The organism is Actinomadura meridiana (genome assembly GCF_039537545.1).
Classification (GTDB): Bacteria; Actinomycetota; Actinomycetes; order Streptosporangiales; family Streptosporangiaceae; genus Spirillospora; species Spirillospora meridiana.
The window spans coordinates 334,041-348,336 of record NZ_BAABAS010000015.1 but is presented as its reverse complement, the minus strand read 5'-3'; the positions used below and the strand labels follow the sequence as shown (position 1 = coordinate 348,336).

Annotated in this window: 15 protein-coding genes; 7 read left to right on the top strand and 8 right to left on the bottom strand. The window is 68.2% G+C overall.

The window, feature by feature from the left end; all coding sequences use genetic code 11:
- Positions 1-476 precede the first annotated feature (476 nt).
- Positions 477-1,331, bottom strand: a complete 855-nt coding sequence (locus ABD808_RS22770) for an SRPBCC family protein (RefSeq protein WP_344899924.1) — start codon at positions 1,329-1,331, stop codon at positions 477-479.
- 362 nt (positions 1,332-1,693) lie between these two features.
- On the opposite strand from ABD808_RS22770, the gene ABD808_RS22765 reads away from it, so the two are divergent.
- Entirely contained in the window at positions 1,694-1,924 is a 231-nt protein-coding gene (locus tag ABD808_RS22765) for a hypothetical protein (protein WP_344899922.1), read from the top strand.
- A 180-nt stretch (positions 1,925-2,104) separates the two neighbouring features.
- On the top strand, positions 2,105-2,983 hold the full coding sequence (locus tag ABD808_RS22760; RefSeq protein WP_344899920.1) for an ROK family protein: 879 nt from the start codon (positions 2,105-2,107) through the stop codon (positions 2,981-2,983).
- Between the two features lie 31 nt (positions 2,984-3,014).
- Here the strand turns inward: ABD808_RS22760 and ABD808_RS22755 are convergent, their stop codons facing one another.
- Positions 3,015-3,404, bottom strand: coding sequence for an ATP-binding protein (locus ABD808_RS22755; protein ID WP_344899918.1), 390 nt, complete (start codon positions 3,402-3,404; stop codon positions 3,015-3,017).
- 462 nt (positions 3,405-3,866) lie between these two features.
- Here ABD808_RS22755 and ABD808_RS22750 point away from each other — a divergent pair, with 462 nt between their 5' ends.
- Together ABD808_RS22750 and ABD808_RS22745 are read left to right on the top strand one after the other, a co-directional pair.
- Complete coding sequence (locus ABD808_RS22750; RefSeq protein WP_344899916.1) at positions 3,867-4,538, top strand: NAD(P)H-binding protein; 672 nt, start codon at positions 3,867-3,869, stop codon at positions 4,536-4,538.
- A gap of 383 nt (positions 4,539-4,921) precedes the next feature.
- Entirely contained in the window at positions 4,922-5,311 is a 390-nt protein-coding gene (locus ABD808_RS22745) for a hypothetical protein (protein WP_344899914.1), read from the top strand.
- Positions 5,312-5,444: 133 nt separating this feature from the next.
- Here the strand turns inward: ABD808_RS22745 and ABD808_RS22740 are convergent, their stop codons facing one another.
- On the bottom strand, positions 5,445-6,446 hold the full coding sequence (locus tag ABD808_RS22740; protein ID WP_344899911.1) for an Lrp/AsnC family transcriptional regulator: 1,002 nt from the start codon (positions 6,444-6,446) through the stop codon (positions 5,445-5,447).
- A gap of 113 nt (positions 6,447-6,559) precedes the next feature.
- Here ABD808_RS22740 and ABD808_RS22735 point away from each other — a divergent pair, with 113 nt between their 5' ends.
- Positions 6,560-8,008, top strand: a complete 1,449-nt coding sequence (locus ABD808_RS22735; protein WP_344899909.1) for an FAD-dependent monooxygenase — start codon at positions 6,560-6,562, stop codon at positions 8,006-8,008.
- Positions 8,009-8,062: 54 nt separating this feature from the next.
- On the opposite strand, the gene ABD808_RS22730 is transcribed toward ABD808_RS22735, so the two are convergent.
- The 3 genes from ABD808_RS22730 to ABD808_RS22720 form a co-directional block, all read right to left on the bottom strand.
- Complete coding sequence (locus ABD808_RS22730) at positions 8,063-8,557, bottom strand: hypothetical protein (RefSeq protein WP_344899907.1); 495 nt, start codon at positions 8,555-8,557, stop codon at positions 8,063-8,065.
- 74 nt (positions 8,558-8,631) lie between these two features.
- A complete protein-coding gene (locus tag ABD808_RS22725; protein WP_344899905.1) occupies positions 8,632-9,237 on the bottom strand; it encodes a LysR substrate-binding domain-containing protein in 606 nt (201 codons plus the stop codon).
- Positions 9,138-9,407 carry a LysR family transcriptional regulator gene (locus tag ABD808_RS22720; RefSeq protein ID WP_425548962.1) on the bottom strand — a complete coding sequence of 90 codons (270 nt, stop codon included), beginning with the start codon at positions 9,405-9,407 and terminating at the stop codon, positions 9,138-9,140. The genes ABD808_RS22725 and ABD808_RS22720 overlap by 100 nt, the downstream gene beginning before the upstream one ends.
- Here ABD808_RS22720 and ABD808_RS22715 point away from each other — a divergent pair.
- Positions 9,338-10,165 (top strand): SDR family NAD(P)-dependent oxidoreductase, encoded by an 828-nt coding sequence (locus ABD808_RS22715; RefSeq protein WP_344899903.1) that lies wholly within the window; start codon positions 9,338-9,340, stop codon positions 10,163-10,165. The two genes, ABD808_RS22720 and ABD808_RS22715, sit on opposite strands and share 70 nt — an antisense overlap.
- Positions 10,166-10,170: 5 nt before the next feature.
- On the opposite strand, the gene ABD808_RS22710 is transcribed toward ABD808_RS22715, so the two are convergent.
- Both ABD808_RS22710 and ABD808_RS22705 read right to left on the bottom strand, forming a co-directional pair.
- The gene (locus tag ABD808_RS22710; protein WP_344899901.1) at positions 10,171-10,767 is read right to left on the bottom strand and encodes a hypothetical protein; all 597 of its coding nucleotides are present in this window, start codon (positions 10,765-10,767) and stop codon (positions 10,171-10,173) included.
- A gap of 59 nt (positions 10,768-10,826) precedes the next feature.
- On the bottom strand, positions 10,827-11,396 hold the full coding sequence (locus ABD808_RS22705; RefSeq protein ID WP_344899899.1) for a hypothetical protein: 570 nt from the start codon (positions 11,394-11,396) through the stop codon (positions 10,827-10,829).
- Between the two features lie 154 nt (positions 11,397-11,550).
- Between ABD808_RS22705 and ABD808_RS22700 the strand changes: the two genes are divergently transcribed.
- On the top strand, positions 11,551-14,241 hold the full coding sequence (locus tag ABD808_RS22700) for a helix-turn-helix transcriptional regulator (protein ID WP_344899897.1): 2,691 nt from the start codon (positions 11,551-11,553) through the stop codon (positions 14,239-14,241).
- The last annotated feature ends 55 nt before the right edge of the window (positions 14,242-14,296 follow it).

Here is a 14,296-nt window from a genome sequence, read left to right as displayed (position 1 = left end):
AAAGCGGCCAGCAGAACCCTGTCGATCCAGGACGCGAGAGCCACACCCACCTGCGGCAAATCAAGCATCAGCCGTCAGCGCCACAATCTCCCTACGAAGAGGGTCAACCCGCACCTGACAGATCCTCCAAGGCGACAATTATCAACCCCGCCAGAAAAACAAAAACCAATCCGCTGAGCCAGCACGATCTAACTACTTCAAGACACCAATAAGCTGTTCATCAAGAAAAGCGCCGCTCCGCAGGGCCTTAATTCTCCCGGAGCACGCTCTCCGGCCCAGTCCTCGTCCAACCGAGATCCGGTGGACGTCCCACCGCGGGCGCCCGAACTCGTGCGAGCTACAAGGGTAGATGACGGGTGGGGGCAGCACGGACAGGGCGAGCGAGACGGGCGGCGCGGCTGCCGTCCCCGGCGGGATGCCCTCGGCCTCCGGCATCGCAGGGGACGGCAGCCGCGCCGCCCGACGTCACGCGCCCGTCAGCGGGCCTCTTCGTACTCCTGCTCCTCGCGCTCCTCGTCCTTCAGCGCCTCCTTGTGCGTCCGGACGACCTCGCTGCCGTGGATCTCGCCGCGCCAGCCCTCGATCTCGTCGGGGCGCGTGAGCGACTGCGTCATCACGTACCGGTGGAAGTGCTTGAGCTCCAGCCGGACGCGACGCCCCTGGGCACGCCACAGGTTCCCGGCCCGTTCGGCGAGGCCCCGCGGGTGGTATTCGACGACGAGCAGGACGCGGGTCAGGTTGCCCGACAGCTTGTGGAAGCTGACCGTCCCGTCCACGTGTCCCTTCGGCCCCTGGGAACGCCACACGATGTGCCGGTCGGGCACCTGCTCGACGATCGTCGACTCCCACGTCCGGTTGGACCAGAAGATCTTCGCCTTCCAGTTGACCTTCTCGTCCGAGGCCTGCTCGACGCTGACGACCTTCTTCATGAAGGAGGGGTAGTCCTGGAACCGCGTCCACTGGTCGTAGACGAGGCGACGCGGCGCCCCGACGTCGATGTGCTCGACGATGTTGGTGATCTTCACCTTGGTGCCGTTGGCGCCGCTGTTCTTGAGCCGTCCGAGCAGCTTCTCGGAGCCCTCCTCGGGGGCGTCCTGGTCTTCGTCGGACGAGTCACGGCCACCGTCGCGGCGACCGGCGAGCACGCGGCTCGCGGCGACGGCAGCGCCCGAGGCGAGCAGGACACCGCCCGCCGCGCCCGCGGTCCGCCCGCCGCCGGGCAGCTTCTTCGTGACGCCGCCCAGTCCGAGGGACCGCCTGCTGCGGCCCCCCGGCAGCCGTTCGGTGATGCCCGCGATGGGCACCGGGCCTATCCGGGTTCCGCGCTTCATTGTTTCGCACCTCGCTCCGTTTGTACTGCTCCGTCCGCCTTTACCGGGGACTGCCCGGCTTGGCATGGCGCCCGGAGTACCCGGTCAAGTCAGGGCAAAACAGGCCGCAGGCCAGGCAGCCGGACGAAGGCCACCGCCTCGGCGTGGACGGCGGAGAACCATGTACGGGATGCTGGACGCCCACAGTGCCGTCGTCGCGCGGGAGGCGAGGTGGGCAAGAGCAACGACCCTCCCGACTGCGGGCACTGCGACGGAAAAGGTCAGGCCACCTATGAGCGACCGCACAAGGAGAAGGACGGTTCGGTCACCTGGCGCAAAAGCGTCGAGAACTGCCACGTGTGCGGCGGATCGGGGAAGTGCCGATGAACGAGAAGCGTGACCGCTGCGGCAACACGCCCTGCTCCTGGTGCGACCGAGACGACTGGACGTGCCGGTTCTGCCTCGGCTCGGGCTGGTGGCGTCCCGAGAAACCGCACCGGGACAATTCAGGCGGACTGACCTGGGCGCGTGTCGAGGAGCCCTGCCGGATGTGCGGCAACACCGGCAAGGAACACGACCCGTTGCCCGGCTCGGCCCCCACTTCGCACCGCTGAGCCCGACGCTGCGCTCAGAGCGAACAAATCAGACCACCCCAGCCCAAACACCAGACCAGCCGACGTCGGACGTTGCTCATCCGACAGAACCCTTGAACTGGTACGGACCAGCTGTTTATCTTCATGGCCACACCGCGCGCTTCCGCTTTCCGCACCTGCGCGGAACGGGGGGGTGGCCACATGAGCCTGATCGGACTGGACGTCGGCGGCACCACGATGAAGGCCGCGATTAGCGAGGATTCCGAAACCCTCGTCACCGAATCCAGACCGACCGACCGAACCGCCCCCGTGGACGGCATCCTCGATTTCGCCGCCCACCTGGCCGACCGAGCGTCCGCCCTAGGTTCCCCGGCCCGCGCCGCCGGACTCGTCGTCCCCGGAATCGTCGACGAGGCGACAGGCACCGCCATCCATTCAGCGAACCTGGGCTGGCGCAACGTCCCAATGCGCGAGCTGGCCCAAGAACGCCTGAACATCCCCGTCGCCGTAGGCCACGACGTCCGCACAGCCGGACTGGCGGAAGCAGTCCTGGGCGCGGGCCACGACACCGACAACTTCGTCTTCATGGCGATAGGCACCGGCATCGCCGCCGCCCTCATCATCAACAACACCCCGTACGCGGGCGCCGCCGGATGGAGCGGCGAGATTGGCCACGTAGTCGTCCGCCCAGACGGCGAAGACTGCGCCTGCGGCAACAAGGGCTGCCTCGAAACCTACGCGTCCGCCGCCGCCATCTCCCGCCGCTACGGCGAGAACGTCCCAGCGGAAGAAGTCATAGCCCGCGCCGAAAAAGACGAGGAAAAAGCAGCGCAAATCTGGTCCGACGCACTAGACACACTAGCCGACGGCCTAACAGCCACAGCCCTCCTCCTAGACCCAGACCTCATAGTGATAGGCGGCGGCCTAGCCCAAGCCGGAGAGACTCTCCTAGCTCCCCTAGAAATCCGCCTGGTAGAACGCCTGAAGTTCCGCCCATCCCCCCGCCTGCTCCTCTCCACCCTGAACGACGCAGGCGTAAAAGGCGCCACCATCCTCGCCCAAACCACCACCCCCCTATAGCCACTCCTCCCCGCAGCTTGTTAACCGCCCTTCAGGCGGGAACAGGATCGATCTCGGCCCAAACGACCTTCCCGCCCTCATTCAGCGGCCGAGTCCCCCACCGCCGGACGAGCCCTTCGACGATCAGAAGCCCTCGTCCACACTCCACCCCATAGGTCACGGGCCGGACCAGGGGCGCCGCATCGGACCGATCCCAGGCCTCCACGACCGGAATCCCGTCCTCCCGCCGGTAGGCCCGCACGATCACGTGCCCCTCGCCCCCGCACCCGTGGACCACGGCACTCGCGGCCAGCTCACTGACCACCGTCCGCGCGACGTAATCGGTAAGCCCCCACCCCCCGAACACGAGCCCCACGAACTCCCGCGCCTCCCGAACCGCCCCAAGCTCCGCCTTGATCACAATCATCTCCGACTCCGCCACCGCGACCTCCTCACCGAGTGTTGATTACCGGTGACAAAGTGCACTGCTTCGCCTAGAGTTGTCGTGAGCCCTGAGCATCTCTGAAATATCCGTGATCTTCAAGTCTCGGAGCGACATGACGAACCAACCTCCCGATCCACGCTCCAGCATGTGGGCTTGGATAGCGCACCACCTGCGGTTCCAACGCGTAGAGCGCGGCCTCACCGGCGACGCCGTGTGGCGTATCGCGATCGCTGGGCGGATTCCGGTCTGATTGGTGCTGGGCAAAATCTGCGGGCCGCGCGTCTCGGGTGTCCACAGGGCGTTCTGGTGGGTCGAGGTTTGGTGTCGTTCAAGTGTGTTGCGCTTGATCCGTCCCGCTCCACCTGCGGGTTTGTGGTCGAAGGGGTCGACCGCGTCGGTCGGTGCCGAGATTAGGATGAGTTGCTCTGGCGCGTTGTGATCATATTCGTTTGGAGCAGCATGAGGATTGTCATCGCTGGAGGGCACGGCAAGGTCGCACTTCGACTGACCCGGCTGCTGGCCGAGCGCGGTGATGCCGTCGTGGGCATCGTGCGCAACCCCGACCACGTCGACGATGTCAGGCAGGCCGGTGGTGACGCCGTGGTGCTCGACCTGGAGCGCGCCACCGTCGACGATGTGGCCGCTGTGCTCGCCGACGCTGACGCCGTTGTGTTCTCCGCTGGTTCGGGCAACAGCGCCACGGCCACACGACGGGACAGGGTGGACGCGGCTGCCCCCGTGCTGCTCATGGACGCGGCCGAACAGGCGGGGGTGCGACGGTTCCTGCACGTCAGCTCCATCAACGTGGGCTGCGCCGAGAACCCCGACATCGGCGAAGGATACGCCACCTACTTGCGGGCCAAGCGCGTTGCCGAACAGCACATCATGGCCCGTGATTCGCTCGACTGGACGTTGCTGAGGCCCGGCGTGCTCACTGACGATCCCGGCGCCGGTACCGTCCAGCTCACCATCGGGCATCCGGACGGCAGCGCGGTCGTCAGGTTCGACCAGGTCTCCAGGGACGATGTGGCCGCCGTGCTCGTCGCGCTCCTCGACCGGCGGGACACCGCCCGCCGCGCCTACGTGCTGGTCGGCGGCGACACCCCCATCGACCAGGCCCTGACCAGCTAGCGCTCACCGTGGTGACCGCCACCACTGCGATCAAGGAACGAATTCCTGGATCACGGCGAGGTTGGGTCCCGGCAACATCGTTTGGGCTGGCTGTGCGCTGTCGGCTCCGTCCTCGTCAGGGGCAGGTACGACCGCATGATGTGCAGCCTGATAATGCTGGTCACGGCCGCCGCAGTTCGCGTGGCGTGATCAATTCAAAGGGCGCATCCGCCAAGCTTTCCGATCATCAGGGGTGCTGGTGCTGTTCTATCCCGCTGAACTCGGTCTTTCGGGCTTGGCCCGCGCGTTCGTGGCCGATCTCGTCCGGCGGCATCGGGTGTGCGAGCAAGGAGGACAAGGTGGCGTTAGCGCAAGGACGATCCGCTGTCAGGTGGTCGTGGACGATGGTGCTGCTGAGCGCGGCGGCAACGCTGGTGGGCGGCTGCTCGGATTCGACGAAGCCTGACGCGGTGGCTTCGGAGTCCCCTACGGCCCGGCCATCGGCCACGGTGACCCCGAAGCCTCACACGCTGGTTTTCAAGATCACTGGAAAGGGCCGTCTTACCTCGCTGACCTATGTCGTCAACGGGAAGGAGACGACGAAGAAGGCGGTCAAGTTGCCCTGGCGCAAGACCATCCATCTACTGGCGAAGGCCGGTGAGGACACCTGGCGCCTGAGAACCCAGGGCGCCTGCGAGAGTCTCGTGACCGTGGACGGCGAGCAGGTCGGCGGAGGCGGTTACTGTGACGCGGCGAGTTGCCTTGGTGATGACTCCGGCGTGATCGGCGACTGATTCCGTCAGCGTCGCGCGATCAGCGCTGGAATGGTCGTCAACGCCTCGTGGTCGAAGCCGCGACCCACGAGCGTCGGCAGTACAGGACGGCCGCCCGTCGTGACCGGGTTAGAACGGCAAATCCGGTTGGCTCTTACGGTCGGCTGGGCTGGGCGGAGGGTGCTGCGGCTGTTGGTCGGTTGGCCGCTTGCTTGACGGTTCTGATCACTGGTGCCGTCTCTACGTGCGTGATCGCTGGTAGTGCGGCTATTCGGGTGATCATGTAGTCGTACAGTTCGCGTTGGCCAGCGCATACGACGCTTGCGCACAGGTTGGTTGGTCCGGTGGTGGCTGCGGCGAACGCGATCTCCGGGTGGCTGGCCAGCGCTGCCCCTGTGTCCTCCAGGTGGGCGGGGGCGACGGAGAGCCAGAGCAGTGTTCGTGTGTGGACGCCGAACATTCGCGTGTCAATGTCGATGTCCAGATACAAGACGCCGCGCTCGCGTAGTTCAGTCATTCGGCGTCGGACTGTGGACGGTGACCATCCGGTCGCCGTGGCCAACTGGCTGAGTTCGGCACGACCGTCGATGGCCAGTTCGGCGAGCAGTTTGCGGTCTCCCTCGTTGAGCCGTACCGGGCCCGGACGGTGCGGTATCGGGGGCGGGCGGAGCCGCGTGATGGCCTCATCGTCCAGTAAGCCGAGCTTGGCGACCACGCTGTCAGCCCCGCCGTAGAAGGTGTGCAGGACGGAGTGCGCGGTGACGCCCTCGACGCGAGATGTACGGGGCAGTTTGGCGAGCAGCAGCGCCTCGCTGTCGGCCTCGTTCTGGGTGCGTACGGTGCAGGCGATCTCAGTGCCACCGGATGTAAGGCTCACCCAGGACGTGTCGGGACGGCGGGCCAGCGCTTCGGCGACCGGGACTGCCGCAGCGGGCGCGCATCGCACCCGCAAGAACCAATGGACCGTGCCGAGTGCGGTGGGCTCGACCCCGCCGAGCACCCGGACCGCTCCGGCCGACCGCAGCCGGGCGTATCGGCGGGCGATCGTGCGGTCCGACACCCCGAGCACGTCGGCGATCGTGCTGAACGCGGCTCGCGGCGCGATTTGCAGGGCGTGGACGAGGCGGCGGTCGAGTTCGTCGTAGTCGGATTCCACCAGCCGAACGGTATCCAATGTCAGATCTGGTCACATGGAGGCTGCTTTCTGGCTCGTGCGGTGTGGTGGACGGAGTGTTGGTCTCGTCCAGTCCAACACGACCGGGAGAGATCATGGACACCGATGTGATCATCGTCGGCGCAGGGCCGACCGGCATGATGCTGGCGAACGAGCTGCGAGTGGCGGGGGTGGCGGCCGTCCTGGCGGACAAGCTGCCTCGGCGCAGCGAGCTGTCACGGGCCGGGGGCGTGCAGTCCCGTACGCAGGAGGCGTTCGACCAGCGCGGCCTGTTGGAACCACTGCTCGCCACCGGCACGTACCCCGCCGGCACCGCCCATTTCGCTGGCATCACACTTCCACTTACGCACGATCGGCACCGCCAGCCATGGCGATCCATTCCGCAGGTGAACATCGAGGCGTTCTTCGAACGGCATCTCGCCGCGTACGGCATCCACGTACGCCGCGACCATGAGCTGACCGGCCTCACCCAGGACGACGACGGCGTCACCGCGACCTTCGGGGGCGGCGCACGTATCCGCGCCCGGTACGTCGTGGGCGCCGACGGCGCACACAGCACGGTGCGCTCGCTGTTGCGGGCCGATTTTCCCGGCCGTTCAGCCTCGGCGACCCTGGTCGCCGCCGACGTCCGGCTGCGCGGCACCGACAAGGTGGACACGCACACATGGGCCGAGGACGGCCACTGGGCCGCACTGTTTCCCCTGGGCACCGATACACAAGGGAGGCCGATGCACCGACTCGCTCTCGGCGGCCCACAACACTCGCTGCCACGGGAAACACCGGTAACCGAGGACGAGGTCCGCACCGGCATACGCACCGTCTTCGGGCCCCACCGGGTAGAGCTGCTCGAACTGTGTTACGGCCGTCGCATCACCAACTCGGCACGGCAGGCCGCCGACTACCGCCACGGCCGGGTGTTCCTGTCCGGCGACGCCGCCCACATCCATCTTCCGGTCGGCGCGCAGGGCATGAACACCGGCATCCAGGACGCGCTCAACCTCGGCTGGAAACTCGGCGCCGCCATACACGGATGGGCACCGGACGGCCTGCTGGACACCTACCACGCGGAACGGCACCCGATAGGGGCCGCCGTCCTGCGCAACGTCCAGACGCAAGGCCTGCTGATGGACCTGGACGGCAGTCGCAGCCCAGATATTGTGGCCACAAAGGAGCTGTTCACAGCCCTGGCGCAACTCCCCGAGGTGCAATTCCATCTGGACGACATGCTGTCCGGAATGGGCTTCCGCTACGCCCTGCCGGGCGCCGAGCATCAGCCGCTCGTCGGCCTGCCCGCGCCCGACGTGGACCTCGGCTCGGCCCGCTCACACGAACTCCTCCGCTCCGGCCACGGCCTTCTACTCGACCCGTCCGGCGAATTCTCCGAAGTGGCCGCCCTGTGGTCCGACCGCGTGAACCACGCGGGAAAGGCCGCCGCGACCGAGCCAATGCTCATCCGTCCAGACGGCTACGTCTGCTGGGCCGGTGACCCGACCGTCCTGGAGTCGGCCCTACACCACTGGTTCGGCAAACCAGCACAGCGTTAGGACGACCTCAGCCATTGTGTCGTCAGCAGACCCGTGGGGGTGTTTCTCCCGTTGTCACTCTGGGAGGGTCTCTCGGAGGCGGTTGATGGTTCGAAGGATTTCTGTGCGGTTCTTGGACGACTTCAGCCACGCCGGTAGCCGGGCGAGCATGGTCAGGCCGACGTATTCGCCGCGTTCGCGGAGTTGGGCGCTGACGTAGTTCTCCAGAATGTCCAGGTGGCGGACGTTGAAGGCCCACAGTGTGTGCCCACAGCAGTCCGCTTGGAGCCACAGCGGTTGACGGAAGAACGGGTCGACAGGGCCGCCCCAGCCCGAGGACGCATTCTTGTCTTCGTCCGGCCAGTTTCTGACGTAGTGACAGGTGCGGCACACCATCCGTCGAGGCCACATGTCCACCCAACGGCTTGGCGGTTCCCCGTCCAGCCATGGGACCACCTCCGCGCGGGCCTGGCAGGCTGGGCAGACCGCGTGGATGGGGTCCGTCGACAAGTCGTACAGCGACACCGTGGGGTCGGCGAACCGCTTCGGGACTGACGGCTGAGTGTTCACGTCCACCATTGTGCTTACCGTCGCCGTCCCATCGCATGCCCTTTTCAGCCAGCGCGGCCGGAGGTCAGGGGCGTTCAGCTTGCGTGAATGCCGTTTGAGGCTTGGTCAGTGGCGCATGTGTGGGCTGTGCGGACGAAGCGGGAGACGTCGGGCGAGCGGCTGTCCGTGGGCCACAGGGCCAGGGTTCGGTAGGGGGCCGCGTCCGGGACGGGGCGGTACGCCACGTCAGGACGGATGTTTCGTGCGGCCAGTGAAACGGGCACCAGCGCTGTGGCCTGGCCGAGCGCGACCACTTCCAGCAGCTGGGCGGTGTCGCGTACCACCGGGCCGTCTACGGGACGAGCCGGGTCCCCCAGCAAGTGATCGGTCGCCGGGGGGCTCCAGCGTGGGGCCGGTTCGTCGATCAGGTCGGCGGTGGTGAGGACGTCGCGTGCGGCCAGTTCGTGGGCTGGGGTGAGCGCGGCGACTCGCGGTTCGGTTGCCAGGAGTTCGGTGTCGAGGTCATGGCCGTCGAAGCAGGCAGCTATCGCCACGTCCGCGCGGCCGTCCCGGACCATGTCGGCCTGTTCTCCGAAGCCGCTCACGACGATGTGCAGGTCGGGGGCGTCCGGTTCGGCTCGGAAGCGTTCGTGGATTCGGTGTAGCAATTCCGTGGCGACTCCAGGTTTGGCCGTGACCACGAGTTCGTTACGGCAACGGCCGCCTGGCGCGTCCGGCGGACGGCGAGTTCGAGGGCGGACAGAACGGCGGCAGCCTCCTTGGCCAGCGTTTCGCCTGCTTGTGTCAACGCCAGTCTGCGGTCGGTGCGGTCGAAGAGGGCGACTCCAAGGCGGCGTTCGAGTTGTCGCATGGCCCGGGACAACGGCGGCTGGGCAATGGCGAGCCGTTTCGCCGCGCGGGTACAGAGGGATCGGCCGCGAGATTGTCCGGGTGCTCGCCCAGCGGGGACTCACCGTGTATCTCGGTGCCCGCGACCCGGAGCGCGGGCGCGCGGCCGTTGAGGAACTGGGTGACGCGGACGTCCGGTTCGTGCGGCTGGACGTGACCGACACGAGGTCTGTCGCGGACGCCGTGACCACGATCGACGAGGAGGCGGGACGGCTGGACGTGCTGGTCAACAACGCCGGAATCATGACCGAGTGGGGGCTCGGGGCCGCCGATGCCAACGCGTCCCAATTGCGCGAGATCTACGAGGTGAACGTCTTCGGCGTCGTCACGGTGACGTCGGCCTGCCTTCATCTGCTCCGGCGTTCTCCCAATGCGCGGATCGTCAACATGTCCAGCGGGCTTGGCTCTCTCACATGGGTGAGCGACCCCGAGCACCCTCTCTCGGGACGGGCTTTCCTCGGATATAGCTCGTCCAAGGCCGCGCTCAATGCGTTGACCGTTGTGTACGCGAATTCCTTGCGCGCGAAGGGCATCAAGGTCAACGCCGTCGGGCCCGGGTTTGTCCCGACCGAACAGAATGCCGCCGCGCCGTTCCCTCGAGGTGACCGCACGGTCGGCGACGGGGCCGCCGTTCCCGTGCTGCTCGCGACTCTTCCCGCCGATGGCCCGACAGGCACTTTCCGAGGCCCAGACGCCCTGGAGGAAGTCATTCCGTGGTGAGCGACCTACGGCAGCGAGCCGAACTCTCGGAGCAGCACCACGACCGCGTAACGCAGTTGGGCGCGGTTCGGGTGCGGGCCGAGTTTGTGGAGTTTCGTCCAATGGTCGCGGCGACGCGGCGCGGGATCCTGAACGGCCAGCCGTAGGCTCAGTTCGATCAGGCGTCGCGAGGCGGTGACAGCTCGGGGCGTGCCCCCCGCGCGAGCGGCCGCCGCCTCGCGGGCCAGGTCCCGGCCGATGCTTCGGATGATCTTGCGCAGGTGCGTACTGGCGGACGCATGGGCGGCATAGTTCCGCCGGGTGGCGTACGACTCGTCCTGTGCCTGGGTCAGCCTTTCCTGGCCGATCCAGGGAGAGGCGTCCGAGACGAATTCGAGGTCGGTTCTCGCGGCGTTCTCGGCCTTGGCCGCCCGCCTTTGGTCTGAGACGACGCTGTGCCGGAGAGACCTGGCCTTGTCCCGCGCTTCCGCGAGGGCAAGGAAACGCGCGTCGCCGGTTTCCAGCTCTACGGCCTCTGCAAGATCATGTGCCAGGTCGCGGGCGTATGACAGGTATGCACGGTGTCCGCGTTCATCCAAGTCGCGGATGAACGCCTCGACCAACTCCCGGGTGCGTACGCCATCGTCCATGATCAACTTTCGGCCGGGGAACCGGCCCCGGGTCAGCGGTGGGTGCGTTTGGCCTGGCCGGCGAAATGGGTGATCATCGCGTCGAGTTCGGTCGGTGGGAGCGTGAACTGGTCGAGGTAGCACAGCACGATCCAGCCCGTGCTCATCTCATGGTACGGCGGCGTGCCGGTGCCTTGGGAGAGTCGCTGGGCGAACATGACCTCCGGCCCGAGTCCGTCGACCAGGCGCAGGCACACCACAGGGTGAGGGCCGAAGAAACTGTTTCTCGTCGCGATGGTGAAGGCGGCGATCTCGCTCCATTTGTAGCCTGCGCACAGGCTGTTGCGGCGATGCTCGATTCCGTCCTGTCCGACGGAAAGGTAGAACGGCCCGCGTATCCTCCACAGGAGGAAGCCCACCGACGCGGCCAGGATGAACAGCCACATCCACCAGATCGCCTCAAAAGATGATGTGGAAACGTTGGAAAGCATCCCGGCGAAGACCAGAAGGACAAAATCGACTGCGACTAAGATCGGCAGCCACGGCATCAGCAGTTTCCTTCTTCTGCCTCGCACATGCTGATGTTCCGAACTCGACTCGGGAGCGTTGCGGGGGTCGGCCACGGGGGTTCTCCTCGAAGGATCTGGCGGAGTGCCGGTTCACGTTCCGGGACGCGCGCCCGTCACGGTAACGCGAACCGGTCCGGCGCGTGACCGGGTTCTGGCAGCGGGTCTGAGTGAGCGTCGCGCCGATGTCGGCGGGGGTACTGTTTGCGGCGTGTTCATCGGGCGTGACCAGGAAAGAGAACGCATCGCCGAGGTGCTTTCGGCGGCTCGTGCCGGGCGAAGCGGAACCGTGGTGATCCGCGGCGAAGCGGGCATCGGGAAAACGACGCTGCTCGAACAGATCGCGTCGGACGCGCGGGACATGCGGCTCCTCCGGGGTGCGGGCGTCGAATCCGAGACGGAACTGCCGTTCAGCGGCCTCCATCTGATGCTTTACCCGTATTCCGACCGGTTCGACGCATTGCCTGAGCAGCAGTCCGCCGCGCTGCGGTCGGCGTTCGGGCTGATGCCGGGGACGGTCAGCGACCGGTTCCTGATCGGCGCGGGCACACTGACACTGCTGTCGGAACTCGCCGCCGACCGTCCTGTGTTGTGCCTGGTCGACGACGCGCAGTGGCTCGACCGGGCCTCGCTGGACGCGCTGCTGTTCGCCGCCCGGCGGCTGAGCGCCGACCCGATCGCCCTCGTCCTCACGGTCAGGGACACCGCCCGTCCGTTTCCCGATCACGGCCTTGAGGTCGTCCGGCTGGGGGGTCTGGACCGTCCCGACGCCGAAGGGCTCGTCGCCGCGCGCCTGCCGGGCCTGACCGTCCCGATGCGGGAACGGCTCCTGGACGAGGCGGGCGGCAACCCGCTCGCGCTCATCGAGCTGGCCAGCGCGCTGGAGTCGCAGCCCGCGCGGCACGCCGGGCCCCTGGCGGTCGGCGCCCGGGTGCAGGAGGCGTTCCGGCTCCAGCTCGCCGAGTTGCCGGACGCGACGCGGCTGTTGCTCCTGGTCATCGCGGCCGACGGCACCGCCGACCTCGGCGTCGTCCTGCGGGCGGCGGAGCGGCTCGGGCTCGGGGCGGCCGACCTCGGTCCGGCGGAGGAGGCCAGGCTGGTGGTGCTGGACGGCGAGCGGGTGCGGTTCCGGCATCCGCTCATCCGCGCCGTCACCTACCAGAACGCCGCGCACCATCGGCGGATCACCGTGCACGGCGCGCTGGCGGCGACGCTCGACGGCGGCGAGCACGCCGACCGGCGGGCCTGGCATCTGGCGGCGGCCGCGACCGGACCGGACGAGAACGTCGCCGCCGAGTTGGAGCGGGCCGCGCGCCGCGCCGGGGACCGGGGCGGGACGGCCGCGGTCGCCGCCGCCTACGAGCGGGCGGCGCGGCTCAGCACCGAGACCGAGGGCCGGGCGCGGCGGCTGGTCCACGCGGCGCGGGCCGCCTACGACGCCGGACGTCCCGACGACGCCACCCGCCTAGCCGAGGAGGCCGCGCACCTCACCGGGGCGGACGCGGTGATCGCCGAGGCCACGTTCATCCGCGCCCAGGTCGCCTACGAGCGCACCTCCCCCGCCGCAGACGCCGCGCTCGCGCTGGAGGGTGCGAGGTTGATCGTGCGGAGCGACCCCGAGCAGGCCGTGTCCATGCTGACGGAGGCCGTCTGGTCCGCGCGGGACGCGGGCGCCCACGACCTGGTACGGGAGAGCGTCGAACTGCTCAGAACAGTGCGGATTCCGTCGAGTTCCGCGCACGCGCCCGTTGTCGGCGGGCTGATCGCGTACGGGCGGCTGCTGGACGGAGCACCCGGAGCCGTCCCACCGCTGCGCGCGCTTGTCGAAGCCGCGCGGAACGGCGTCGTCGACGACTTCGTCGAACGCATCATCGCCGGTTTCGCCGGTCTGCTCGTCGCCGACGACCGGGGCGCGACGGCGCTTCTGGAAGACCTGGCCGCGCAGGCCAGGACGCAGGGCGCGCTCGGCTGGCTGCCCTACATCCTGGAGCCCCTCGCGATCGGACGGCTCCTGCTCGGCGACCCGCACGGCGCCGAGTCTGCCGCCGCGGAAGGGCTGTCGCTGGCGTCCGACATCGGGATGGACATGCAGGTCACCGCGTTGACGTGCGTCACCGTCCGGCTGGAGTCCGACGCCGAACGGAGCCGTGCCCTGGCGGCGGACGTCCGCAAGCACGCCGATCTTCACCCGACCAACGCGGCGCTGGCGTCCTGGGGGCTCGGCCTGCACGACCTCGCCGACGGCCGGGCCGACGCCGCGCTCGACCATCTGGACGCCGTGTGCTCGGGACCGGCCCGGCACGACCTGCTGATCCGCGCCGTCCCCGACCATGCCGAGGCGGCGGTGCGGGCCGGACGCCCCGACCTCGCCCGCGCGCACCTGTCCGCGTTCGAGACGTGGGCGGCGGCGACGTCGTTCACCGCGCAGGTGTCGCGCTGCCGTGCCCTGCTGTCCGATGGCGACGACGCGGACGCGCACTATCGCACCGCGCTCGACCTGCATGGCGACCGCGCCTACGACGCCGCGCGCACCCGCCTCCTCTACGGCGAATGGCTCCGCCGCAGGCGCCGCCGCTCCGACGCCCGCGCCGAACTGACCGCCGCGCGCGACACGTTCGCCCGGCTCGGCGCCGGAGGCTGGGCCGACCGCGCCCGCGCCGAGTTGGAGGCGCTGGGCGACCGTCCGTCCGCCGACCGGGCCGGGGACGCCGATCCGCTGGGACGGTTGACACCGCAGGAGTTGCAGGTCGTCCGGCTCGCCGCCGCCGGGCTCAGCAACCGGGAGATCGCCGCGCAGCTCTACCTGAGCCCGCGCACGGTCGGGCACCACCTCTACAAGGCGTATCCGAAGATCGGCGTCACGCGGCGCATGGAACTGGCCCGTTTCGTATCGGTCATCTGACTTAACCACGACGGGCGGGCCCTTCGGTCACGTCCACCCAACGGCCCCCACGAAA